This window comes from Actinomycetota bacterium (assembly GCA_004297305.1).
In the GTDB taxonomy this organism is placed as follows: domain Bacteria; phylum Actinomycetota; class Actinomycetes; order S36-B12; family FW305-bin1; genus FW305-bin1.
This window is the reverse complement of sequence record SCTR01000007.1, coordinates 391,238-413,054: the sequence shown is the minus strand read 5'-3', so window position 1 is coordinate 413,054 and position 21,817 is coordinate 391,238. Positions and strand designations below refer to the sequence as shown.

Below are 21,817 nucleotides of genomic sequence, written 5' to 3'. Positions count from 1 at the left end.
CGCCGCCGGCTGGCCGAGTGGTCGCGGTCAGTCGGGATCCGGTCGGTCGAGCTCGCCCTGTTCGTTGACCGAGGACTTGGCCGCGCTCACCGGCTGGTCGGCCCCCAGGCCGCTGCCCGCCGACCCGCCGGCGGGCGGGCTCGCGTCATCCGACCCGGGATCCTCAGCAGCCGCCCGTCCGCCGGTGCTGTCGTTGTCGGCCCTGTCGTCGTCGGCCCCGGCCCTGTCGTCGGCACTGTCCCCAGCGGCGAGACCGTGAGCGGCTGCCCTGTCGTCGTCGGCCCTGTGCCCGGCGGCGAGACCGTCAGAGACCGGCGTGTCGTCGTCAGCTCGCCCCGCCGTGCTGTCGCCGGTCATGTCCGACGCTCCGAGGGCTGCTCGCCGTACACCAGCCCGACGCAGACCTCGCAGGAGGTGGCGTCGGCGTACTGCGCGAACTCGGCGTAGCCGCCACCCGCGGCCTCCTTGCGGAGGTTGGGCACGTAGGCCTGGCACTGCGCGAGGTACGGCGGCCCGCTGGCGTCGGTCGCCACCGCGTGCACCACCGCGGGTATGTCGTGCTTGCTCAGGTGGACACCTTCGTAGCCCTGCCAGAACTTCGTCATCGCTCGCACGCTCCCAGTCATTGGCGCCAGTCGCCGGAGGTCATTCCCCTGGGGGCCATTCGTCATGCACGCCGATTGCCCTGACTGCCCGGCCGTCCCGTCGCGCGCACGCGATTGCCCTGGTTGCCCGGGCCGTCCCGTCGCGCCCACCGTGCCCTGGGCTGGCCGGCCGTCATGCCCGCCCCGAGTTATGGCTCGGCACCGCCGGTCTGTCCGGACTCCGGCGTCGCCAAACAGAGCCGGCATTAGGCCAGCCTAACAACGAGATTCGTCCGCCATAATCCTTGCGGGAGAGTCGATTTCATCGCCGGAGGTGTGCCACCATGTCCGGCGAAGGGGAGTAGCTCCCGGGCTTTGCGTCCAGCAATCGCCCGCGGTGCGTCGACATGCTGGCGGCTCGTGCCGCCCGGCGCACCGGCTCTGCACAGGGTGAGCGAGACCTTCGGCCGCGACCGCGGCCGAGGTCATCGCCGATGCCCTCGCTGCGGCGGACTCGAGGACGCGATGACCGCCCACCTGGTGCACCGAATCATGTTGGCCGGCGGCCTCGCCGTGCCCGCGCTCGTGCTGCGCAGCAGCGGCGTGAACCCCGGTGGCGTCATCGACCTCGTCGCGTTCGGTGCGGCGATCGTCGGGGCGGCGTTCATCTTGGCGTGGGCGGCCGATGCTGCCCGCACCGACATCTCTGGCCCGCTGGCCGTGGCGGTGCTCGCCCTGGTCGCGGTGCTGCCGGAGTACGCCGTCGACCTGTACTACGCCTACCGCTCCGGGTCGGACCCGTCCTACGAGCAGTACGCCGCAGCCAACATGACCGGCTCCAACCGGCTGTTGCTGGGCGTCGGGTGGCCGCTGGTCGTCCTGCTGGCCCTCGCCGCCTACCGCTGGCGCCGCTCGTCCGGCGGGACGCGCAGCCGTTCGGCGCTGCTGCTGCCGGCGAGCAGTCGCGTCGACATCGGCGTGCTCGGACTCGTCGGCCTCGCCGCGTTCGTGATCCCGTTCGCCGGCGAGATCTCGTTGCTGTTCGGTCTGGTGCTCATCGCGGTATTCCTGGCCTATCTGTGGCGACTCGGTCACGTTCGCGACGACAGCGCCCACCCGGTGGTCGGGACCGCTGCGGCCGTGGCGGCACTGCCGACGGCGGCGCGCCGAGGCGTGATCGTCGCGATGTTCGCCGTCTCAGCGGTCGTGATCCTGCTGTGCGCCCAGCCTTTCGCCGATGCCCTGGTCACGTCCGGTGCAGCGCTGGGCGTCGACAGTTTCGTTCTGGTGCAGTGGCTTGCGCCGCTGGCGTCGGAGGCGCCGGAATTCATCGTGGCGATCATGTTCGCGGTACGCGGGATGGGCGCCGCTGCCATCGCCACCCTGATCGCCGCGAAGGTGAACCAGTGGACGCTGCTGGTCGGCTCGCTGCCGGTCGCGCATGCGGCCGGCGGTGGCGGGACGGCGCTGGGGTTGGACCCCAGACAGGTGGAGGAGTTCGCGCTGACGGCGACCCAGACGATGCTGGGAGTGGCGATCATCGTGTCGTTGCGGCTGCACCGCCGTACGGCGATCGTCCTGCTCGGCACTTTCGCGCTGCAGTTCGTCGTCACCGGGACCACGGGCCGCCTGGTCCTCGCGGCAGCCCAATTGCTCGCTGCCGCAGTCGTCTTCTGGGTCTGCCGGGCTCACCTGGTGGCTGCCGTCACCGCCCCGTTCCGGCGGCCGGTCGAGGTGTCCCGGACCGAGTTGGTCAGGACGGGGTGACCTGGATCGCCGCGGCCACCGACGCGGCCAGTTCCACGGTGCCGGCGTGGCCGTCTGCGCCCTGGACGCCGACGGCGTACGTGTCGGCGAACGGCCGCCGCGCGAGCATCGTCACTGCCGCGCCGACGCCGATGCCCAGTGTGCCGAGGTAGCGCAGCAGCTCCGGCGAGTGATCCGAGACCCGATCGACCTGGGCGGCGGCCCCGACCGGCAGGTCGTTGAGCCGGGTGGTGCTGCTGCGGTGCACCGTGCCGTCCGCGCCCGGGATGGGATCGCCGTGCGGGTCGCGGGTCGGATGCCCCAACTCCTGGTCCATGCGATCGACCAGCCGATCGGAGACCGCGTGCTCGAGGACCTCGGCTTCCGCGTCGACCTCGTCCCAGCCGTAGCCGAAGCGTTCGACGAGGTAGGTCTCGATAATGCGGTGCCGGCGCACCAGCGCGACGGCCCGCTGCCGTCCCGACTCGCTCAACGAGATACGCCCGTACGGCTCGTGCTCGATCAGCCCGGCACGGGCGAGCCGGGCGAGGTTCCCGGACACCGACGACGGAGCCACGGCGAGGATCGTCGCGATCTGGTTCGTCGTGATCGCCGCGTCGGCGCGTTCCTCGGCCTTCCAGATCAGCCGCAGGTAGTCCTCGGCGACCGGGCTCAGGCCGTCCTTGGTCACGCCGAGAGATTAGCCGACCTCGGACGACCGGCCGTGCCGTCGGACGGTCCCGGCGCCGGAGCCGGCGGCGCCGTCCTCGCCGCGTCGGTCCGCGCGCCGTCCCGTCCCACCGGGGCAGGCCCGATGCGGGGGTCAGATCGCTGGGACTACATCAGTTCGCCGGTGGGCCGCACCGCCACGGTATTGATCTCGACACCGGGCGGCTGCTGCAGCGCCCACGCGATCGTGTCCGCCAGCACGTCGGGGCTCAGCGACAGTTCCGGTACGCCGTTCGGGTACTCGTCGAAGAATCCGGTCCTGGTGACCCCGGGCGACACCAGGGTGACGGCGACCCCGAGGGTCGTGAGCGTCTGGCGCAGGTTCTCCGCCAAGGCCGTGACCGCCCACTTCGTCGCGCTGTACACGCTGCCGGCGGAGTGCCGCAGGCCGCCGACGCTGCCGACCAGCACGGCGCGGCCTGACGTCGCCTGCAGTTCGGACAGCGCCGCGCGAACCAGGTACGCCGGTCCCACGACATTGGTCAGCACCATGTCCGGCCACTGCCGCGGATCCGCCGTACGGATGTCGCCCTGGACGATGTAGCCGGCGTTGGCCACGACCGCGTCGACCCGTCCGTACGCCTTCACCGCGTCGGCCACCAGGGCCTGCGTGCCGTCCCAGTCCGTCACGTCACACGCGACCGGCAGGACCCGCTCGCCGTGCGCCTTTGCCAAGTCGGCCAGGCGGTCCACGCTCCGCGACGTCGCGACCACCGACCAGCCGTCGCGGACCAGGCGGTTCGTCGTGCTCGCACCGATCCCGGAACTGGCGCCGGTGACGATCGCGACCTTGGCCTGCTCTGTCATCGTGACCTCATTCGTCGAGTTCTGCGCTGTCGTCGGGTCGGTACCGCTGTCGAGTCGATACCGCTGTCGTTGGCTGTATCCCGTCCGGGCCGACCGCGGCTAGCCGACGGCGTCGAACAAGGGGGCGTAGCTGTCCAGTCGCGGCAGCACGACGTCGGCGGTACCGACCGGCACGCGCAGCAGCACGCGGTCCACGCCGGCAGCGGCCAGTTCGCTGAGCACCTCGACCTCCCGAGGTGCCCAGTAGACGGTGACCGAGGGGGCCGGGCGACCGCGTTCGGCCGCACCCTCCCGCAGCGTGGTGATCATCTCCGGCAGTCGGTCACGGACCTCGCCGTAGATCGGCAGCCAGCCGTCGCCGTACTCCAGGACGCGATCGAGGGCGCCACGGCCACCACCGGACACCAGGACCGGCGCCCACGGCGTTTGCGCCGGCTTCGGCCAGGACCAGATCCGATCGAAGTCGACGTACTCGCCGTGGTAGGTCGCTTCCTCCTGCGACCAGATGGCCTGCATTGCCTTGATCCGTTCTCCGGTCACTGTCCAGCGGCGCGCGGGGTCGACGCCGTGATTGCGCATCTCTTCCTTGTTCCAGCCGGCGCCCACTCCGAACAGCACGCGCCCGCCGGACAGCTGGTCGAGACTGGCGACCTCCTTGGCCAGCACGATCGGGTCGCGTTCGGAGACCAGGCAGATTCCCGTGCCGAGCTTGATCCGGTCGGTGACCGCCGCAGCTGCGGCCAGCGACACGAACGGATCGAAGGTGTGCGAGTACTCCGTGGGCAGTTCCCGGCCGTCGGCGTACGGCGTCTCCCGCGCAGCGGGGATGTGGGTGTGCTCGGTGAGGAACAGCGACTCGAAGCCGCGACTCTCCGCCGCCTGAGCCAGCTCGGTGGACGAGATCCCGTAGTCGGTGATGAAAGCGACGAGGCCGATATCCATGGGCGGAACCTACCGAGCCCTTCGTGGTGGTCCTGCAGGGGTCAGTCGATCGGCGACGCCGACCGACCGCGTGGTGTCGGTCAGCCAGCGTCCTCAGGCAGGACCGGGCCCGGCACGGGGTAGATGTAGTGCGCGAGTTCTTCCACGATGCAGCCGGGAATCTCCGGATCGAACCAGCGTTCGACCCCGGTCCAGTGGTACGAGTGCGCCATATAGGGCCGGAACTGGCCCTCCTCGGCGAACTCCTGCTCCCAGCAGTGCGTGAAGCCGCCGGCGACCGCCGGGTCGGTACGCGACAAGGCCCATCCCCGGATCGCCGGGATCCGCGGCGGCATGCCGCACAGCGAGCCCTCGAACGTCGCGAGCTCGGCGGCGCCGACGCCCTTGCGGACGCGGATCTGCAGCGCACGCTTGATCCGCGGGCCGCTGAAGGGATCGGGTCGCGAGGCGACGACCTGCAGCGGCACGACGTCCAACTCGGCGCGTACCGGCGCCTGCTGCAGCAGCTCGCTCACCGCGGGGATGTCGTGCGGCGCGGCACCGTCGGGCAGGGTCAGGTCCCAGACGAGGTCAGCCGGCCCGCGGCTGTCCGGCAGCGGGCGCGCGGCCACACTGCGCACACCGTCAGCGCTGGTCGGCAGCGCGGTGACCGCACCGAGCCAGCTGTCGATCCTGGCGTCCTCGACGTCGGCCGACCTGCCGACGATCAGCCAGCGGCTCACGCGGGCAGCTCGCGGGCAGCGAACACCTGGCGGGCGCGGCGCAGCACCGTGGCGTCCGTCCACTGCCAGAAGGCAGTGACGGCAGGGTCGTCGGTGGCCAGCCACCGAGCCGCCCAATAGCGGCCGACCCGGTCGACGGACCACTGCACCACGACAACCTCCACGTCGGCGTCCTCGGTCGAAGCCGTCCAGAGTCCCCGCAGCCGCAGGCCTCGGCCGCGTGCTGCGGGCAGATAGTCGGTCCGCCAGCGGTCGATCCAGGCGTCAGCGGTACCAGCGCGTACCCGGACCTCGTCGAGGATGACGATGCGGTCGGTCTGCGAACTGGCCGCGCTCTCGCCGGCCGGCACCGACGTCGCGGTGTCGGCCGGCGTCACCGCGGTCAGTTGATCGCCTCACGGATGTAGGCGTCCACCGAGGCCGCGCAGGTGAGCTTGTCGTCGCCGGCGGCCGAGCCCGCGCCGTACCGGGTCACGTTGTCCTCAACGGTCGGACCGGGGCGCCCGCAGGCACACCTGCCGAAATCGACGTTGGCGAGGTCGCCGGTGGCCAATGCGCCCCAGTGACCCTCGTACACCGGGTCGAACAGCGCCACCCGGCCGGTGACCTTGCCTTCGTTGGGAAGCAGCTTCTCGCCGCTCTCGTCGACCATGAGCAGTTCGATCCACGCCGGCCAGTGGTAGAAACCCGCCTCGCACATGAGCGCGAAGCCCGACATCTCCGACATGCCGTACTGGTCGCACTGCCGAGCCGGCGCGAACCACTTCATGACCTGCTCGCGGTAGTCGGGCGGCAGCGCGACTCCCTTGGTCCCGCCTCCCAGGCCCAGAACGGTGTCCGGATGCGCGTTGGCGCTCTCCCAGCCGCGCTTCCGGGCGACTTCCACCATCTGGTAGGCGTAGGGCCACAGGCCCATGATCAGCATGGGCTCGTCGTGCCGCTCCACGATGATCTCGGCAAGCCGGCCGAGCGAGGCGAACAGCCGCTCGTCGGCACCGCGGCTGAGGCCCTCGTACTCCTGGACGTCGCTCGGGGTGGCCGTCCCCGCCCCGATCGCGGCGCGGAGCGCGGCGAGCCGGCTCAGTTCAGCCAGGGGCGCGGCCTCGTCGATCGAGTAGCTCGCGTCCGGCTTGGCCAGGTACTTCGTGCGGCCGATGTGGTTGTAGTAGCCCCGGAACCGGCCCTTGACGGTGCGGCCCATGCTGACCAGCATCCGGCTGTTGTCGTGGGGGATCTGGCGCGGCCAGGCGAAGGTCTTCTGCGGGATGTACTGGATGCGCTCGATGTCCTTGGCGCTGTTGTCCAGGAACGAGCTCTTCCCGGTCGTCCCGCTCGACGCCACGATGAAGTGGCCGGCGTCGGCGAGCCGGTCGAGCCAGTCGTCGACGTCCTTCACGCCCTCGACGTTCACCTCGTCGCCGTCGACGGCCGACAAGGTCTTCAGCCAGGTCGTCATCCGGTCCCAGCGGCCCTGTCGGACGAAGGTCTCCGGGTAGCTCTTGTACGTCGTGTGGGAGAACAGCAGCGGGACGACGTCGGCGCGGCTGCGGATGGCGTCGACACCGCCGTCGGCCGCGCGACGGGCCAGCACCGGGATCTTCTCCCGGTGCTCCTCGAACCGGTCGGAAATCGCCTGCAGCCGCAGTTGCGCGATCTCCTCGCCGTTCTCGGCGAACGGATCGTCGCGGTCGACCAGCTCGAGAAGCGAGTCCAGAGCAGAAATCTTGATCAACTCCCTACCGGTGGAATGGCGTGTGCGGGCGGCAAACCGGGCCGACGGCCCCGTGCGGTCGGCTAGCCGTTCTCGTCTTCGTCGGCCACCCACTTGACGAAGCGCTGCAGCGGGTTGAAGCCGTCGTGGGGACCGCCAGGGATCATCCCGGCCGTGGTGCCGAGCGGGTTGGTCCGCTGCACCCCGGCCGACGCGAGGATGTTGCGCAGCCCTTCCTTGCGCTCGATCGGGTAGATGCCCACCGTCTGGGTGGCGACACCGACGTACTTCACCGCGTCCTCGAGCTTCGGCACCATCACGACGTTGACGGTCTTGTTCGAGGGGAAGAACTCGACCGGCTCGTCGGACCGCACGACCAGGCCGCGACCGTTGCCCGAGCCGAAGACCCGGTACAGCGGTTCGAGGGACCGCAGTGCCTCGACCTCTTCGTTGACGTTGGACGGCAGCGGAGGTACGACGGCCGAGGTGTACCGGCGGTCCTTGCCGAGCGCCACCTGCAGCAACTCGCAGAACCGGTCGACATCCTCGACGTCGCCTTCGATGAACTGGTAGCGGCTGGAGGCGCACGCCTCCTGGTTCCACGGCGTCGCGGCGATGGCGGCGCGTTCGGCGGCGTCGGCCATCGTCTCCGGCGACTCGAGCGCTTCGCGACCGATCAGCGAGATCGAGTTCTTCGGGTCGAAGGAGATCAGTTCCAGACCTGGGCCGAGGAACTTCGCGGCGTTGCGGATCGCCGAGTCGCCGCCCCAGGCGACGAGCTTGTCGAAGAACTGCGGCCGGAACAGCACGCTTTCGACGCTGGTGTCGCCACCACGCCAGTACACCGCCGAGAACGACTGCACGATCGGGTGATCCGGCGCGACCTCGCCCATCGCCCGCAGGATCGCGGTCGCGGTCAGCAGGTCGTTGGACGGCATCTTCAGCAGGTGCACGCCCTTGACCAGGGCGCCGCGGATCACCGTCATGGCCGCCACCGGCGGCGCGTTGCCCGCCAGCACGTGGACGATCCGCGTCGGGTATGCCCGGATCGCACCGGAGAGCCCGGCGCCTTCCAGTCGGCGCCAGCCGTCGACGATGTCCGCGCCGCCGAGCTCTCCGTTGAGTTGCGCCCAGAGGCGGTCACCGGTCATCAGCAGGTGCAGGTCCTCGTAGGCGTTCTCGAGGATCCGACGCTCGTACGGGCTGGTCCGGACCAGGTTCTCCAGCGCCTCGGCCACGTGGCCGTTGGGGTCCTTCTGCAGCTGCTCGCCGGTGGCCACCAGCAGGTCGATGATCTCGGCGACCGGTACCTCGGACAGCGGCAGCGGCTCGGTCCGCGACCAGACCAGGCTGTCCAGGTCGATGGCCGGCGTCGCGAAACGCTCGCCATCGGCGGCGCCGTACTCGACTGTCGCGTCGAGCTGGACTTGGCCCTTGACCACGTGGGGGATAGCGACGACCTGCGATGTGACCGAACCAGACATGTGAACCCCTCGGGGACGGAGCCGGCTGAGGAAAGTCGAGTGGTGGACCCTGATATCGAATGTGTGATCCGAGCACGGAACGGATCGGCGAAGAGGCGCGGCGAGCCGGGACGCGCATGGCTCGTGGAGCGGATCCTACGTGGCTTCGGCAGCAAAGTCTACAGCTGAGGACTTTGAACTTTCGAAGCCTTCCCAGGCCACCGACGGTGCCCTATGTTGACGCTCTCCGACCGGTTTCCGGCGGTATGGCCGGCACACCGGCCGGCCGGCCGCGGGTCACCACGACGCCGCACGATCGACCTGGTTGATCGCCCGGGATCGCCACGGCGACAGGTGGATTTCGACCGAGCGAGCGGACCGCGCGGTCCGCTCGCTGCCGGAAGCAGCCGAGGCTGCCGGACGCTGAAAGGGGAGTCATGCCGGGGCCGCTGGAAGGTCTGCGCATCGTGGAGTTCCGGGGACTGGGCCCCGTGCCCTTCGCGGGGATGCTGCTGAGTGACATGGGTGCCGAGGTGATCCGGATCGACCGGGCCGAGGCGGTGGGCCCGGGGCAGCCCGACGTCCTCGGCCGCAACCGACGGTCAATCGCCCTTGACTTGAAGAAACCGGAGGCCACGGAGGTCGCGCTGGAGCTGGTCGCGTCGGCCGATGGGCTGCTGGAGGGATTCCGTCCCGGCGCCATGGAGCGATTGGGCCTGGGTCCCGACGTGTGCCTGGAACGCAACCCCCGGCTGGTGTACGGCCGAATGACCGGGTGGGGACAGACCGGGCCCTACGCCAAGTCCGCCGGGCACGACCTGAACTACATCGCGCTGACCGGAGCGTTGGCCGCCATCGGTCGCAAGGACGGGCCGCCGGAGATCCCGCTGGCGTTCGTCGGCGACTTCGGCGGCGGCGGCATGATGCTCGCGTTCGGCATGCTCGCGGCGCTGTTCGAATCGGCGCGATCCGGGACCGGCCAGGTTGTCGACGCGGCCATCGTCGACGGTGTCGCCCTGCTGATGACGACGTTCACCAGTAACTACAGCCTCGGCCGCTGGTCGCTGACGCGCGGCACGAACCTGGTCGACTCCGGACGTCACTTCTACGACGTGTACCGCTGCTCGGACGGCGAGTACGTGTCCGTCGGGTCCATCGAGCCGGTGTTCTATGCCCGCCTGCTGGCGGCGCTCGGGCTGGACGACATCGACCCCGCCGACCAGCACGACCTGTCGCAGGACCCGGCGGTCCGCGAACGGCTGACCGAACTGTTCGCCACCAAGCCTCGCGACGAATGGGTCCGCCTGCTGGAAGGCGCCGATGCCTGCTTCGCGCCCGTCCTGTCGATGGCCGAGGCGCCGCAGCACCCCCACAACGCGGCGCGGGGCACGTTCACCGAGGTGGGCGGGCTGCTGCAAGGGTCCGTCGCCCCGCGGCTGAGTCGTACGCCAGGCGAGATCGTCCGCCCGCCGGCCAAGGCTGGTGCGGACTCCGACGCGCTGCTGGACGAGCTGGGCCGTACGCCGGAGCAGATCGCGGCGCTGCGCGCCGCGGGCGCGGTGGCCTGATGCCTGACCCCGCGCACGGCCCCGGCCCGGCCGGTGACGGCCGTGGCCACGTCTGCCGAGCACCGCTCGGCCTGTCCGGAAGCAGAGGCGCTTGGTGATGTTCGCGATCGAAGGCCTACGAGTTCTCGTCGTCGCCAGGACGCTGGCCGGCGCGTACTGCGCGAAGCTGCTCGGTGACGTCGGCGCGGAGGTGAGCTGGGCGTCGCTGCCGGCGTCCCGCGCGCCGGGTCACGAGACGTTCGACCTCGACCCGGACGATCCGGTTCGCCGATTCCTCCACCTGGGCCACACCCCGGTCGAGTTCGCCGGCGCCGCCGACGTTGTGGCGTTCGCCGCCGATGTCGACGCCGTGGTCGAAAGCGGGGAACTGAGCGCGGATGACCTCGCCGCACTGCAGGCGGCCAAGCCGTCGCTGGTCGTGGTCTCGGTGCGGCCGTTCGGCGTCGCCGGTCCGTGGGTGACGCGCCCGGCGACCGAGTTCACGCTGCAGGCGCTGGGCGGCTCGTCGATCCATCGCGGCTACGTCGACCGCGGGCCGCTGTACGCCGGTGGCCGGGTAGGGGAGTGGGTTACCGGTGCCTATGCGGCCGTCGGTGCCCTGGGAGCGCTGCGTGTCGCGCGGATGACCGGCCAAGGTGACCACGTCGACATGTCCGCCGCGGAGGCCGAACTCATCTGCTTCACCATGTTCGAGAACGTGGCGGTGAGCATGGCCGGGCAGGGTGCCCCCGCGCCGCAACGCGGTGTGCCCATTCCGTCGATCGAGGCGACCGCCGACGGCTGGGTCGGTCTGTCGGTCAGCACTCCCGACCAGTTCCGGACGTACGTCGAGACCATCGGCCACCCGGAACTCGCGGACCTGCCCGGGATCGCGAACCCGCAGGCACGTCAGCCGTACCGCTCGCAGCTGGATGCGGCCGCTCACCCGTGGCTTGCTGAGCGGACGACCGCGGAAGTCGTGGAGACCTTCGCGGCGAAGAAGGTTCCGGTCGCACCGGTCAATTCCATGTCGACCTTGACCGAGGTTCCCCATTTCCGCGCTCGCGAACTCTTCCAGGACGGGCCGGACGGGCACCTGGTACCCCGGCCGCCCTTCATCATCGACGGCGAGCGGCTCGCCTCGGTCCGTCCCGCCCCGGATTCGGCGGACCCCGCGGCCAGTGCCGCCGCGACGGGCGCTGCTGGAGCGACCGGTGCCGCTGGCGCCGGGGCTGGTGCGGCAGCGTCCGGCACTCGACCCTTGCCACTGGCCGGACTGCGCGTCATCGACATGACCACGTTCTGGGCCGGCCCGGCGGCCAGCCAGCTGCTGGCGGCGCTGGGCGCTGAGGTGATCAAGATCGAGTCGCACCGGCGCTACGACCTGGTCCGCAACGTGACGGTGGCTGAGCGGTCGCGGCACGGCTGGTGGGAGTGGGCGCCGCTCTACCAGGCCGTCAACACCGACAAGGCCGATCTGACCCTGGACCTGTCGCGGCCGGAGGGGAAGGAGTTGCTGCAGCAGTTGCTGCTCGACGCCGACCTCCTCATCGAGAACGGCACCCCGGGCGTGCTGGCCAAGGTGGGGGTGGAGTGGGAGGCCATCCACGAGGCGAACCCGCGGCTGACCGTCGTACGGATGCCTGGCTTCGGGTTGTCCGGGCCGTGGCGGGACATGCGCGCTTTCGACCCGACCGCCGCGCAGGCGACAGGTCTGGCGTCGTTGACCGGGTACGCGGGCGGCCCGCCCGTCGGACCGCGCGGGTTCTGCGACGACAACGCCGGTGCGCACGCCGCGTTCGCCGCGATCGCTGCCCTGGAGGAGACCCGGACGTCCGGCGTCGGCCACCTCGTGGAGTCGGCGATGTCCGACGTCGCGGTCAACGTCCTGGCCTGGGGCCTGCTGCAGTTCGAGACGACCGGGCAGGAGCCGCCCCGGCAGGGCAACCGCGGTCCGGCGGCCGCTCCGCAGGGGATCTACGAGTGCGCCGGCGAGGAGGAGTGGCTCGCCATCGCGGTCACCGACGACGCGCAATGGGCGTCACTGCGGCGGGAACTCGGCGATCCGGAGTGGGCGGCGGCCGCGGACCTCGCGACCGCAGCCGGCCGCCGCCGTCGGCAGGACGACATCGACGAGGCGTTGGGCGCGGCATTCGCCGCGGCCGACGCCGCCGCCGTGGCCCAGCGTCTGCGCGATGCCGGTGTCCCCGCGGAGCGGCTGCTCACCGCGACCGAGGCGTTCGGTTCCGAGCAGTTCCGCGGCAGGGGCTTCGCGGAGAAGATCAGCCATCCCCTCGTCGGTGTGCACGAGGTGCCGTCACTGCCCTTCCGGTACGGCTCGCGCGGCGCCCAGCCGTGGTTCCGGGATCGCGCCCCGATGCTGGGCGAACACAACGACCAGATCCTCGGCGGGCTCCTCGGTTTGCCGGCCGAGCGGATCGCCGAACTGGCCGACCTCGGCATCACCGGGACGCAGCCGGGCTGACGGCGCCCCGGCGGATAGCCGACGGACTGACGGCGTTCCGGCCGAGCGGATAGCCGACCCGGGGGCCTCGCGATCGCTGCGACTCAGCCGGGACTGACACCGCCGGGTGCGTGACGCCGTCGCCCGACAGTGGCCAGCCGATCGTGGGGGCCCGACCTACGCTGAGTCGGTGCTGGACCGCCGCGGCTTCCTTGTCGCGAGCCTGGCCATAGCGGCCGGCGTCGCGACGGGCGGGTGCGCCCGGTCGCGAGGGTCCTCGGCTACCGACCCCGGGCCTGACCGGGCGCTCGCCCAGGGCTCGTCGCCGTCGCCGCGGGCCACCCCGGCGGCTTCGGGCGGCGTACCGGGCTCGTCGGACTCGTCGGGCCTGTCGGCCGGGGCGGAGCAGCTCCCGGCCGACGAACCGGCGACGGCGCTCGGGGAGCCGACGCTGCCGGTCGTGGAGCCGTGGCGGCCAGGGCCGTACGACGTGCGGCCGACGCTGAAGGCTGCGGCAGTCGCGCTGGTCACGGCCGCCGGAACCTGGGGCCCCGGGTCACCGCAGCTGGTTGGCCGGCTGCGCGCCGCGGGCTTCGATGGGCTTGACCCGGCGACCGTGTGGGCCCTGGACCGGCCGCCCCGTGCGGGACCGCGGGCGGCGGCGGTCGCGCAGGTGGTGGTCGCGCAGTACGGCGGCCTGCTGGCCCGCTCGGCGAGCGTGATCGTCGTCGTCCGTCAGACGATCGCGGATGCCGGTGAACTCCGTACCCGGGACGCGACGTGGGACGTGCGGCTGGCCGGTGATCCGATGCGCGTAACGGCGGTGCTGCCGGCGACGCCTCGTCCGGCGGCAGCCGGCCTGTCCAACGCTGCCCGCGAGGTGCTCGCCAGCGACCGGTTGCAGTTGCCGGCCGTGGCTCGAGCAGACGTCGCGGCGGGCTTCGTCGGCGACCCGTTGCTCCACGTGCTGCTCGGCCTGGCCGCTCGGTGGCCGCTGGCCGTCAGCGTGCTGGGCGCCGGGCACCCGTACCGCATCTTCGACAAGCCGGCGGTCAGTGATCACAGCCGCGGGCGAGCCGTCGACATCTGGCGGGTGGACGGTGCCGCGGTCGTGGAGCAGGGTCCGAAGGTGGATCAGCTGATGCGGGCCGCAGCAGCCCTCGGCGCCTACCAGGTCGGCGGTCCGCGCGACCTCGGCCCGCGGTCAGCGCCGTACTACACCGATCCGGTGCACCAGGACCACGTCCACGTCGGCGTCCGGCCCTGACCCGGTCGGCCGCTCACCCCAGTCGGCCGCTAACGCCGTCGGCGCCAAGTCGTTTGGCCCTCGTTCGGCCGGGCCCAACTCGGCCGGCCCTGTCGGCTGGCGGTGCCGTCGCCCGGCGGACGGCCATTGGTGCCCGCAGCCGCGCCCTTCCTGCCCTCGCTCCTATCAGCTGCGCAGCGCGGCGCGAGGTGGCTCCAGCGACGTCACGCTCCGCGGAAGGTCGCGGAGGGCGGCCTGCCACGACCGGGCAATGCCGGTGACGATGCTGTCGATCGGGGCGACCTCGCCGCGTGCCGGCGCGCTGACGGCGGCGGCCGAGTCGTCGACGTCCACGAGCAGCCGAACGCCGTCGGTGGCCGCGACGGCATCGCGGTCGTCCCCCAGCAGCGCCAGGCTGTGCAGGTCGACGGCGATCCGGGTCAGGTGCCCGTCGGTGATCGTCAACGTGCCGTCGACTGTGCCGTCAGCAATCTTGGCCACGTCGGCCTTGGCGCTGGGAACGGCAGCGGCGTCCAGCCCGGGGACGTTGGCCCCGGCCAGCCGGTCGACGATCGCCGCGGCGGCGGCCCGGGCGTTGACCTTGACGTCGACGTACGTCGTGGCCCCGTCGACCCGGGGGATCGAGGTGAGATTGGCGCTTACCCCCTCGGCAACGGTCTGCAACCAGCCACTGATCTGGGCCGGGTCGGGTTGGCTGGGCGTCGGCTGTCCGGGCAACCCGGACTTCGACAGCGCATCGGTGACCTGCTGGTAGGTGTCGAGATCGAGGCTGAGCCACTTGCCGGCTTCGAGTTTGGTCAACACGGAGCCCAGTGCGGCGCCGAAGATCGGATCCGAGTCGACCCCCTTCCGCCATGGCTTGCTGCCCGGCGTCCCCGTCATGGCAGCCAGGCCCGGCAGATCGAGCTTCGCGTAGAGCACGCCCGCCACCAGACGCAGCTGCACGAGCGTGGTGCCGCGATAGGCATAGGCGAAGGAGACCCCGACCGTCCGGGACGGATCGGTGCCCGCCGACGCCGGACCCGCAGCCTGGCCGAGGGTGGACCCCGCCGGTGCCGTAACCGTGACGGTGACCGTCGAGTCGGCCAGCGCGGCGGTCGACCGACGATCCGCCTCGCGTGCGTGGCTGACCAGGTTGTCGTTCGGGTCGTCCAGCCGGATGGTGAACGTCGCCGCCGTCGCGGCCTGCAGGTTCGCCAGCGCGGCATCGGTCGCCGCCTTGGCGTTGACCTGCGCACAGCCGACGAAGCCGACGACGCCCGTCACAGCGGCGCAAGCCATGGCCGCCCACCGTCCGCCTCGGCGCATCCTCCGGCGTGACGGCAGCAGTGATCCGGGCAGCAATCCCACAAGCTGTGGGTCCACCGGCTGTGAGTCGGCCGGCTGTGAGTCCACCGGCTGGGTGTGGGCCGGCTCTGAGCCCGGCAGTGAACGTTGTGACGTCGGCATCGTGATCCTCCCCGTTGCCACTCGCAGGACACGAGTGCCCGTCGGGTATAGCAGGCCGCGCTGACCGTTGCCGCTGCACCCGCCCGTCCGGGTGGGCGCTGCCGCCGCGCGATGTCGTGGCGGGACGCCGCAGCGATGCGTGGATCAATCCGGCCGGGCGTCCGGTTAGCCTGACCACCGCCGGCCGGGCGCCGCATCCGACGGGGCTCGTGCGCGGCGAACCGATGGGGACGTGAGCGGCAAGAACGTAGGACGGGAGCCGCAACGCGGCCGGTAGGAACGTAGGACGAGAGGTGGCGACCGACGGTTGAGACCGGTCTGGCTCTGGCTGATCGCCGCGATTGCCGCTCTGGTTGGTTGCCTGGCCGTGGCCGCCGGCGTGATCCTGCTCGTCGTCTTCGGCCCTGACGGCACCTACAGCAGCAGCATCGGCGCGGTCCGCAGCAGCGGTCCCGCGGCCGCCGTGATCGCCGACGTCGTCGCGGTCGACGGATCGCCGGTCAGTTCCGACCTGGCGACAGTGATCGTGGGCGCGCGCTCGCTGGACGGCCGCCCGATCTTCGTCGGGCTCGCCCCGGCGGACGACGTGGACGCATACCTGCGAGGCCGGCCGTACGACGTGCTGCGGGAGCCGGGCTCGACCGGGCAACGTCTCGTCCCGGTCCCCGGGACCGGAACACCCGACGACCCGACCGAGCAGCGGTTCTGGCAGGCCTCCGCGGTGGGCACCACGGCCCGGGTCGAGCTGGCGCTGCACGGTCGCGGCCGCACCTTGGTGGTGATGAATGCCGATGGCTCGCCGGCGGTCGCGGTCGAGCTGCAGGTCGGTCTGACCGCAGGATGGATCTTCCCGGTCGCCATCGTGGCGGTCGTCCTCGGCGCGATGCTGGTCGTCGCCGCCGTCCTGCTGGCCCGCGCGGCTGTGGCCCGGCGTGGTCAGCGGCACGCGGCAGCTGCGGCGTACCCAGCGCCCGGGCCAGCGCCCCTCGCGGGGTCTGTCGCCGCGCCCCTCGCGGGGTCTGTCGCCGGGTCTCTCGCCGTGGCCGTCCCGCCGACCCCTCCGAGCGGGCCGGACGCGCCAGTGGCCCCGGAGCCGGTCGATGCCGCGCCCACCGAAGCGATCGCGCCGGTCGCCGCCATGACCAACGCCGCCCCGACCAACGCCGCCCGGGCGGTACACCCGGCACGGCCCCCGTTCCAGCCGACGCAGTTCCCGCCGCACCGGACAGCGGGCCCGGCTGCCCGCCGGCCGTAGGACCACGGTGCGGGTACAGCCGACCGCGGTGCAGACGACCCGGGTGCTGACGGTTCCCAACCTGCTCAGCCTGCTGCGGCTGCTGGCGATCCCGCTGTTCCTCGTCTTGCTGGCGCGGCAGGCCGACGGGGTGGCCTTGGCGGTGCTGGTCCTCAGCGCCGCCACCGACTGGCTGGACGGCGTACTGGCGCGCCGGCTGCACCAGATCTCCGCGCTCGGGCAGGTGCTGGACCCGTTGGTCGACCGGCTGTGGATCGCCGCGACCCTCGTCGGCCTGGCCTTGCGGCAGATCGTGCCGTGGTGGGTCGTGGTGGCGCTGCTCGGGCGAGACCTCGTCCTGCTGACCCTGCTTCCGGCCCTACGCCGCCGCGGCCTGAACGCCCTGCCGGTGCACTTCCTGGGCAAGCTGGCGACGTTCCTCATCCTCGCCGCGTTGCCGCTGCTGTTGTTCGCGACCTGGGGCCTCGGCGGCGGCCCCGACGGTAGCCTGGCCGTCGTGGCCCGAGCCTTCGGATGGGCACTGCTGCTGTGGGGGACGGCGCTGTACTGGTACGCCGGGATCCTGTATGTCGTCCAGGCCCGGCGGTTGTTCGCCACCGTGGCTGCCCGGACCTGAGTGAGGCCGGGCCGTGCGCGCGGTGGTGATGGCCGGGGGAGAGGGCACCCGGCTGCGCCCGTTGACCACCGGCACCCCCAAGCCGCTGCTGCCGGTCGTCGGCCGGCCGATCATGGAACACGTGCTGCTGTTGCTGCGGCAGCACGGGCTCGCCGAGACGGTGGTCACCGTCCAGTACCTGGCCTCGCTGATCCGCACGTATTTCGGCGACGGCAGTGAACTCGGCGTCAACCTGACGTACGCCACGGAGGACCGGCCGCTCGGGACCGCCGGCAGCATCCGCAACGCCGAACGCGCGTTGCGATCGGACACCTTCCTGGTGATCTCCGGGGACGCGCTCACCGACGTCGACCTCACCGAACTCGTCGCGGTGCACCGCGAGCGCGGGTCGCTCGTCACGGTCGGGCTGACCCGGCGGACTGACCCGGTCGACTTCGGGTTGGTGGCCCTCGCCGAGGACGGCCGGGTGGAACGGTTCCTGGAGAAGCCGGGCTGGGGTCAGGTCTTCACCGACACCGTCAACGCCGGCATCTACGTCATGGAGCCCGAGGTCCTCGACCACGTGCCGCTCGACGTCGCCTCCGACTGGTCGCACGACGTCCTGCCCGCCCTGATCGCCGCCGGGGCGCCGGTGAACGGCCACGTGCTGGGTGGCTACTGGGAGGACGTCGGCACGCTGCAGGCCTACCTCGCGGTGCAGGCCGACGTGCTCGGCGGGCTGGTGCAGGCGCAGGTCCAGGGGTTCGAGGTCGCACCGCGGGTCTTCGTGGCCGAAGGCGCCGAGGTCGACCCCGACGCCGCGGTCAGCGGACCGGCGTACATCGGCCCCTACGCCAAGGTCGAGGCCGGCGTCGAGGTCGACGAGCACGCGGTCATCGGGACCAACGTCGTGGTCCGGTCCGGCGCGCGGATCGCCCGGTCCGTGCTGCACGACAACGTCTTCGTCGGTTCCGGTGCCGACCTGCGCGGCTGCGTGGTGGGACGGTCCAGCGACGTGATGCGCGGCGTACGAGTGCACGCCGGGGCGGTGATCGGCGACCACTGCACGCTGGGGGAGGAGGCGATCGTCTCCGACGGCGTACGGGTGTACCCGGGCAAGGCAGTCGACGCGGGCGCCGTCGTCAACGACTCGGTGATCTGGGAGTCGCGTGGGCACGGCCAGCTCGTCGGTCCCCGCGGAGTCTCCGGGATCGTCAACGTGGAGATCACCCCGGAGACCGCCGTACGACTGGCCTCGGCGTTCGCGACGAGCCTGCCGAAGGGCGCCACGGTCACGGTCGCGCGAGACCACTCCCGGCCGGCGCGAGCGTTCGCGCGCACCATCGCCGGCGCGCTGACCGCTGCCGCGGTCGAGGTCCGTGACCTGCGGACGATGCCGCTGCCGATCGCCCGGGCGGATACCGCCCAGCTCGCCGCCGGCGGCATCCTCATCAGTACGACGCCCGGTTCGCCGGAGAGCCTGGACATCGTGCTGCTCGACGAACGCGGTGCCGACCTGGGCGCCGCCGCCGCCCACCGCGTCGAACGGCTGCTGTCCCGGCAGGAGTTGCGGCGCCCCTTCCCGGGCGAGATCGGCGACATTACGACGCCGCGCCGGGTGGTGGACGACTACGCCGCGGACGTCCTGCGCTGCGTCGACACGTCGGGGATCGCCGAGGCCGGGCTCAAGGTCGTCGTCGACGTCGCCGGAGGCACGGCGTCGCTGGTCCTGCCGACGTTGCTGGCCCGGGTCGGCGTCGACGTGCTGACGGTCAACGGCCGGCTGGACGAGTCCGCGCCGACGCCGACCGAGGCCGCGCGGGCGGTGGCACTTGAGCGACTGGGCGCGCTCGTGGCGTCCTCGCGCGCCCACTTCGGGATCCGCATCGACGCCACCGGGGAGCGGATGTCGGTCGTGGACGACCAGGGCGCCGTGGTCGACGACGAGCGCGCGCTGCTCGTCCTGCTCGACCTGGTCGCCGCCGAGCAGCCCGGCGGGCTGGTCGCCCTTCCGGTGACGACCACGCGGGTCGCCGAGCAGGTCACCCGCTTCCATCACGTGGACGTCCGGTGGACCGCGACCACCGAGGCCGACCTCGCCCGGGTCGTGGCAGCCGAGCCCGGCCTGGTGTTCGGCGGCGACGGCCGGGGCGGCTACGTCGTTCCTGCGATGGGGCCGCACGTGGATGCGCTGGCCATGTTCGTCCGGCTCCTCGGCCTGCTGGCCCGGACCCGGCTGCCGCTCAGCGCGGTCGACGCCCGGATCCCGCGGGCGCACGTCCGGCGGGCCACGGTCGCCACCCCGTGGGCACGACGTGGCCAGGCGATGCGGTCGGTGACCGAAGCGGGGGCCGACCGCCAGATCGACCTGACCGACGGCGTGCGCGTGGTCGAACCGGACGGCAGCTGGGCGCTGGTGCTGCCCGATCCCGCCGAGGCCGTGATCCGGCTGTGGGCCGAAGCCGGCGACGGGCCGGCCGCGCAGGACCTGCTGGCCGGCTGGGTCGCGATCGTGGAGCGCGCGGGCCGGTCATGATCGGAACGGTCACGGTCGCGACGTCGGCGGTCGGGCCCGGCCGGTACCCTCGCGTCCCCGGCACAGGCCCGCCGGCCAGTCCGCGCGGCGTATGGAGGCGACATGACCGAGACGGCCGTACCGGATGACCTGCGCTACACCACCGAGCACGAATGGGTCGCCGTCGGCGCCGCCGGGACGGTGCGATTCGGGATCACCGACCATGCGCAGAGCGCGCTGGGCGACGTCGTCTTCGTGACGCTTCCGACGGTGGGGACCACGGTCCAGGCCGGCGAGCCGTGCGGCGAGGTGGAGTCCACCAAGAGCGTCAGCGACATCTACGCACCGGTGACCGGGACGGTGCTCGCGTGCAACCCGGTGCTGGACGCGGCGCCCGAGACCGTCAACGCCGATCCGTACGGCGCCGGCTGGATGGTCGAACTCGCAGTGGACGACGTCGCGGTCGTCGACGAGTTGCTCGACGCCCTGTCGTACCGGTTGAGCATCGGCGAAGGCTGACGCGGCGCGGGCCTGGCCGCTACCCTCTCCCTTGACGTGACGGCGAGAGTCGTCGCATGCCGAGTCGCTGGGGCCGGTGATCGACCGCGACCCTCAGCCGCCCAGTGAGCCTTTCCCAGCCGAGGAGCACCCGACTGATGGCCCGCGAATGCCTGACCTGCGGGACGGTCGCGGCAGACGACGACCGGTACTGCAGCAATTGTGGCGCGGTCCTGCCCGCCCCGTCCGAGCCGGAATCCGCCGCGGAGAGCACCGGGATGCTCGGCGGCCCCGACTCGGGGCCGTTGTCGCTGGCCGACGCCGCGGGGCTGGCGGTCGGTGACCAGGCCGCGGCGCTCGTCGTACGCCGGGGGCCCGGCGAAGGCACGCAGTTCTCGCTGGCCGGCGACCTGGTCTCGGTGGGCCGCGCGCCGGACGCCGACGTCTTCCTCGACGACATCACCGTCAGCCGTCGGCACGCCGAGTTCCGGCACGACGACCTGGGCTGGTCGGTGCACGACGTCGGCAGCCTCAACGGCACCTACGTGAACCGGGCGCGGATCGAGCAGCAGCGGCTGGCGCTGGGCGACGAGGTGCAGATCGGCAAGTACCGCTTCCTGTTCCTCGAGCCGCAGGCCCCGGATCGGGTCCGGCTCGATGCCGACGGGCCGACGGGATGAGCCGCGCGTGAGCACCGTCGACCGGGCCGGCGGCCTGCTGGGCATCGGGGAGGTGCTGGCCGTGCTGCAGGAGGAGTTCGCCGACGTCAGCATCTCCAAGATCCGTTTCCTCGAGGCCGAAGGCCTCATCGAGCCGGCCCGTACTCCCAGCGGCTACCGCAAGTTCAGCCCCGGTGACGTCGACCGGCTCCGGTACGTGCTGCGGATGCAGCAGGAGCGCTACCTGCCGCTGAAGGTGATCCGGGACCAACTGGACGCGATGGACCGCGGGCAGACCCCGGCGGAGCTGGCCGGCCCGTCCGGCCGGGCCGACGGGTCGCTCGCCGACGTCGACGGACTGCCACGCGCCGACGACTTCCGGGTGACCGCGGCGTCCCGGACCCGGCTGACCCGCGAGCAGCTGCTGGCGTCGTCGGGCCTGGCCGAGGACGTGCTCGCCCAGCTGGAGTCGTACGGCCTGCTGGCCGCCGGCTCCGGTGGCCAGTTCGACGCCGACGCCCTCAGCGTGGCGAACACCGTCGCGGCGATGACCGGTTTCGGGTTCGAGCCGCGTCACCTACGGTCGTTCCGGCTGGCCGCGGAGCGGGAGGCGGGCCTGGTCGAGCAGGTCGTCTCGCCGCTGCTGCGCTCGCGCACCGCCGAGCAGCGCTCTCGCGCTGACGAGGTGGCGCGGGAGCTGGCGGCGCTGTCGGTCCGGCTGCACGCGGCGCTGGTCCGCGTCGCGCTGCGCCGCGAACTGACCAGCTGAGCGGCGCGTTACGCCGCGAACCGACCGGCTGAGCGGCGCGAGTCGACGCGCCGCGGCAGCCGGGAGACTGCCCGTCGCACGCGCCTGCCAAGCCG

The 21,817-nt window shown here is 72.0% G+C and carries 19 protein-coding genes; 10 read left to right on the top strand and 9 right to left on the bottom strand.

Annotated features, from left to right (window positions below; genetic code table 11):
- Positions 1-27: 27 nt before the first annotated feature.
- Positions 28-357: a hypothetical protein gene (locus tag EPO13_07560; protein ID TAK69702.1), complete on the bottom strand. Its 330-nt coding sequence runs from the start codon at positions 355-357 to the stop codon at positions 28-30.
- On the bottom strand, positions 354-605 hold the full coding sequence (locus EPO13_07555; GenBank protein ID TAK69701.1) for a hypothetical protein: 252 nt from the start codon (positions 603-605) through the stop codon (positions 354-356). The genes EPO13_07560 and EPO13_07555 overlap by 4 nt, the downstream gene beginning before the upstream one ends.
- A 504-nt stretch (positions 606-1,109) precedes the next feature.
- On the opposite strand from EPO13_07555, the gene EPO13_07550 reads away from it, so the two are divergent.
- Complete coding sequence (locus EPO13_07550; GenBank protein TAK69700.1) at positions 1,110-2,351, top strand: sodium:proton exchanger; 1,242 nt, start codon at positions 1,110-1,112, stop codon at positions 2,349-2,351.
- On the opposite strand, the gene EPO13_07545 is transcribed toward EPO13_07550, so the two are convergent.
- The 6 genes from EPO13_07545 to EPO13_07520 all read right to left on the bottom strand — a co-directional run bounded on the left by EPO13_07545 (position 2,338) and on the right by EPO13_07520 (position 8,725).
- Positions 2,338-3,021: a metal-dependent transcriptional regulator gene (locus EPO13_07545; GenBank protein ID TAK69699.1), complete on the bottom strand. Its 684-nt coding sequence runs from the start codon at positions 3,019-3,021 to the stop codon at positions 2,338-2,340. The genes EPO13_07550 and EPO13_07545 overlap by 14 nt on opposite strands.
- A 146-nt stretch (positions 3,022-3,167) precedes the next feature.
- Positions 3,168-3,866: an SDR family oxidoreductase gene (locus EPO13_07540; protein ID TAK69698.1), complete on the bottom strand. Its 699-nt coding sequence runs from the start codon at positions 3,864-3,866 to the stop codon at positions 3,168-3,170.
- A 99-nt stretch (positions 3,867-3,965) separates the two neighbouring features.
- On the bottom strand, positions 3,966-4,808 hold the full coding sequence (locus tag EPO13_07535) for an LLM class F420-dependent oxidoreductase (GenBank protein ID TAK69697.1): 843 nt from the start codon (positions 4,806-4,808) through the stop codon (positions 3,966-3,968).
- A gap of 80 nt (positions 4,809-4,888) precedes the next feature.
- Positions 4,889-5,791, bottom strand: a complete 903-nt coding sequence (locus EPO13_07530; protein ID TAK69696.1) for a Dabb family protein — start codon at positions 5,789-5,791, stop codon at positions 4,889-4,891.
- A 121-nt stretch (positions 5,792-5,912) separates the two neighbouring features.
- The gene (locus EPO13_07525) at positions 5,913-7,262 is read right to left on the bottom strand and encodes a hypothetical protein (protein ID TAK69695.1); all 1,350 of its coding nucleotides are present in this window, start codon (positions 7,260-7,262) and stop codon (positions 5,913-5,915) included.
- Between the two features lie 62 nt (positions 7,263-7,324).
- Positions 7,325-8,725, bottom strand: a complete 1,401-nt coding sequence (locus tag EPO13_07520) for a long-chain-fatty-acyl-CoA reductase (GenBank protein TAK69694.1) — start codon at positions 8,723-8,725, stop codon at positions 7,325-7,327.
- 416 nt (positions 8,726-9,141) lie between these two features.
- Here EPO13_07520 and EPO13_07515 point away from each other — a divergent pair, with 416 nt between their 5' ends.
- The 3 genes from EPO13_07515 to EPO13_07505 all read left to right on the top strand — a co-directional run bounded on the left by EPO13_07515 (position 9,142) and on the right by EPO13_07505 (position 13,982).
- Positions 9,142-10,272, top strand: a complete 1,131-nt coding sequence (locus EPO13_07515) for a CoA transferase (GenBank protein TAK69693.1) — start codon at positions 9,142-9,144, stop codon at positions 10,270-10,272.
- Between the two features lie 91 nt (positions 10,273-10,363).
- Positions 10,364-12,736: a CoA transferase gene (locus tag EPO13_07510; protein TAK69692.1), complete on the top strand. Its 2,373-nt coding sequence runs from the start codon at positions 10,364-10,366 to the stop codon at positions 12,734-12,736.
- 169 nt (positions 12,737-12,905) lie between these two features.
- On the top strand, positions 12,906-13,982 hold the full coding sequence (locus tag EPO13_07505; protein TAK69691.1) for a hypothetical protein: 1,077 nt from the start codon (positions 12,906-12,908) through the stop codon (positions 13,980-13,982).
- Positions 13,983-14,147: 165 nt separating this feature from the next.
- Here the strand turns inward: EPO13_07505 and EPO13_07500 are convergent, their stop codons facing one another.
- Entirely contained in the window at positions 14,148-15,263 is a 1,116-nt protein-coding gene (locus EPO13_07500) for a hypothetical protein (GenBank protein TAK69690.1), read from the bottom strand.
- Between the two features lie 475 nt (positions 15,264-15,738).
- Between EPO13_07500 and EPO13_07495 the strand changes: the two genes are divergently transcribed.
- The 6 genes from EPO13_07495 to EPO13_07470 all read left to right on the top strand — a co-directional run bounded on the left by EPO13_07495 (position 15,739) and on the right by EPO13_07470 (position 21,722).
- Complete coding sequence (locus EPO13_07495; protein TAK69689.1) at positions 15,739-16,686, top strand: hypothetical protein; 948 nt, start codon at positions 15,739-15,741, stop codon at positions 16,684-16,686.
- Positions 16,687-16,693: 7 nt separating this feature from the next.
- Positions 16,694-17,302, top strand: coding sequence for a CDP-alcohol phosphatidyltransferase family protein (locus tag EPO13_07490; protein TAK69688.1), 609 nt, complete (start codon positions 16,694-16,696; stop codon positions 17,300-17,302).
- 13 nt (positions 17,303-17,315) lie between these two features.
- Positions 17,316-19,817, top strand: coding sequence for a mannose-1-phosphate guanyltransferase (locus EPO13_07485; protein ID TAK69687.1), 2,502 nt, complete (start codon positions 17,316-17,318; stop codon positions 19,815-19,817).
- A 102-nt stretch (positions 19,818-19,919) separates the two neighbouring features.
- Positions 19,920-20,315 (top strand): glycine cleavage system protein GcvH, encoded by a 396-nt coding sequence (gcvH, locus tag EPO13_07480; protein TAK69686.1) that lies wholly within the window; start codon positions 19,920-19,922, stop codon positions 20,313-20,315.
- 137 nt (positions 20,316-20,452) lie between these two features.
- Positions 20,453-20,974, top strand: a complete 522-nt coding sequence (locus tag EPO13_07475) for an FHA domain-containing protein (GenBank protein TAK69685.1) — start codon at positions 20,453-20,455, stop codon at positions 20,972-20,974.
- Complete coding sequence (locus EPO13_07470) at positions 20,952-21,722, top strand: MerR family DNA-binding transcriptional regulator (GenBank protein ID TAK69684.1); 771 nt, start codon at positions 20,952-20,954, stop codon at positions 21,720-21,722. The genes EPO13_07475 and EPO13_07470 overlap by 23 nt, the downstream gene beginning before the upstream one ends.
- Positions 21,723-21,817: the final 95 nt, after the last annotated feature.

Bases quoted from the DNA above. Each gene is read 5' to 3' on its own strand.
- EPO13_07560 (TAK69702.1), bottom strand. From the start codon at position 357: ATGACCGGCGACAGCACGGCGGGGCGAGCTGACGACGACACGCCGGTC.
- EPO13_07555 (TAK69701.1), bottom strand. From the start codon at position 605: ATGACGAAGTTCTGGCAGGGCTACGAAGGTGTCCACCTGAGCAAGCAC.
- EPO13_07550 (TAK69700.1), top strand. From the start codon at position 1,110: ATGACCGCCCACCTGGTGCACCGAATCATGTTGGCCGGCGGCCTCGCC.
- EPO13_07540 (TAK69698.1), bottom strand. From the start codon at position 3,866: ATGACAGAGCAGGCCAAGGTCGCGATCGTCACCGGCGCCAGTTCCGGG.
- EPO13_07535 (TAK69697.1), bottom strand. From the start codon at position 4,808: ATGGATATCGGCCTCGTCGCTTTCATCACCGACTACGGGATCTCGTCC.
- EPO13_07520 (TAK69694.1), bottom strand. From the start codon at position 8,725: ATGTCTGGTTCGGTCACATCGCAGGTCGTCGCTATCCCCCACGTGGTC.
- EPO13_07515 (TAK69693.1), top strand. From the start codon at position 9,142: ATGCCGGGGCCGCTGGAAGGTCTGCGCATCGTGGAGTTCCGGGGACTG.
- EPO13_07500 (TAK69690.1), bottom strand. From the start codon at position 15,263: ATGGCTTGCGCCGCTGTGACGGGCGTCGTCGGCTTCGTCGGCTGTGCG.
- gcvH (TAK69686.1), top strand. From the start codon at position 19,920: ATGACCGAGACGGCCGTACCGGATGACCTGCGCTACACCACCGAGCAC.
- EPO13_07475 (TAK69685.1), top strand. From the start codon at position 20,453: ATGGCCCGCGAATGCCTGACCTGCGGGACGGTCGCGGCAGACGACGAC.
- EPO13_07470 (TAK69684.1), top strand. From the start codon at position 20,952: ATGCCGACGGGCCGACGGGATGAGCCGCGCGTGAGCACCGTCGACCGG.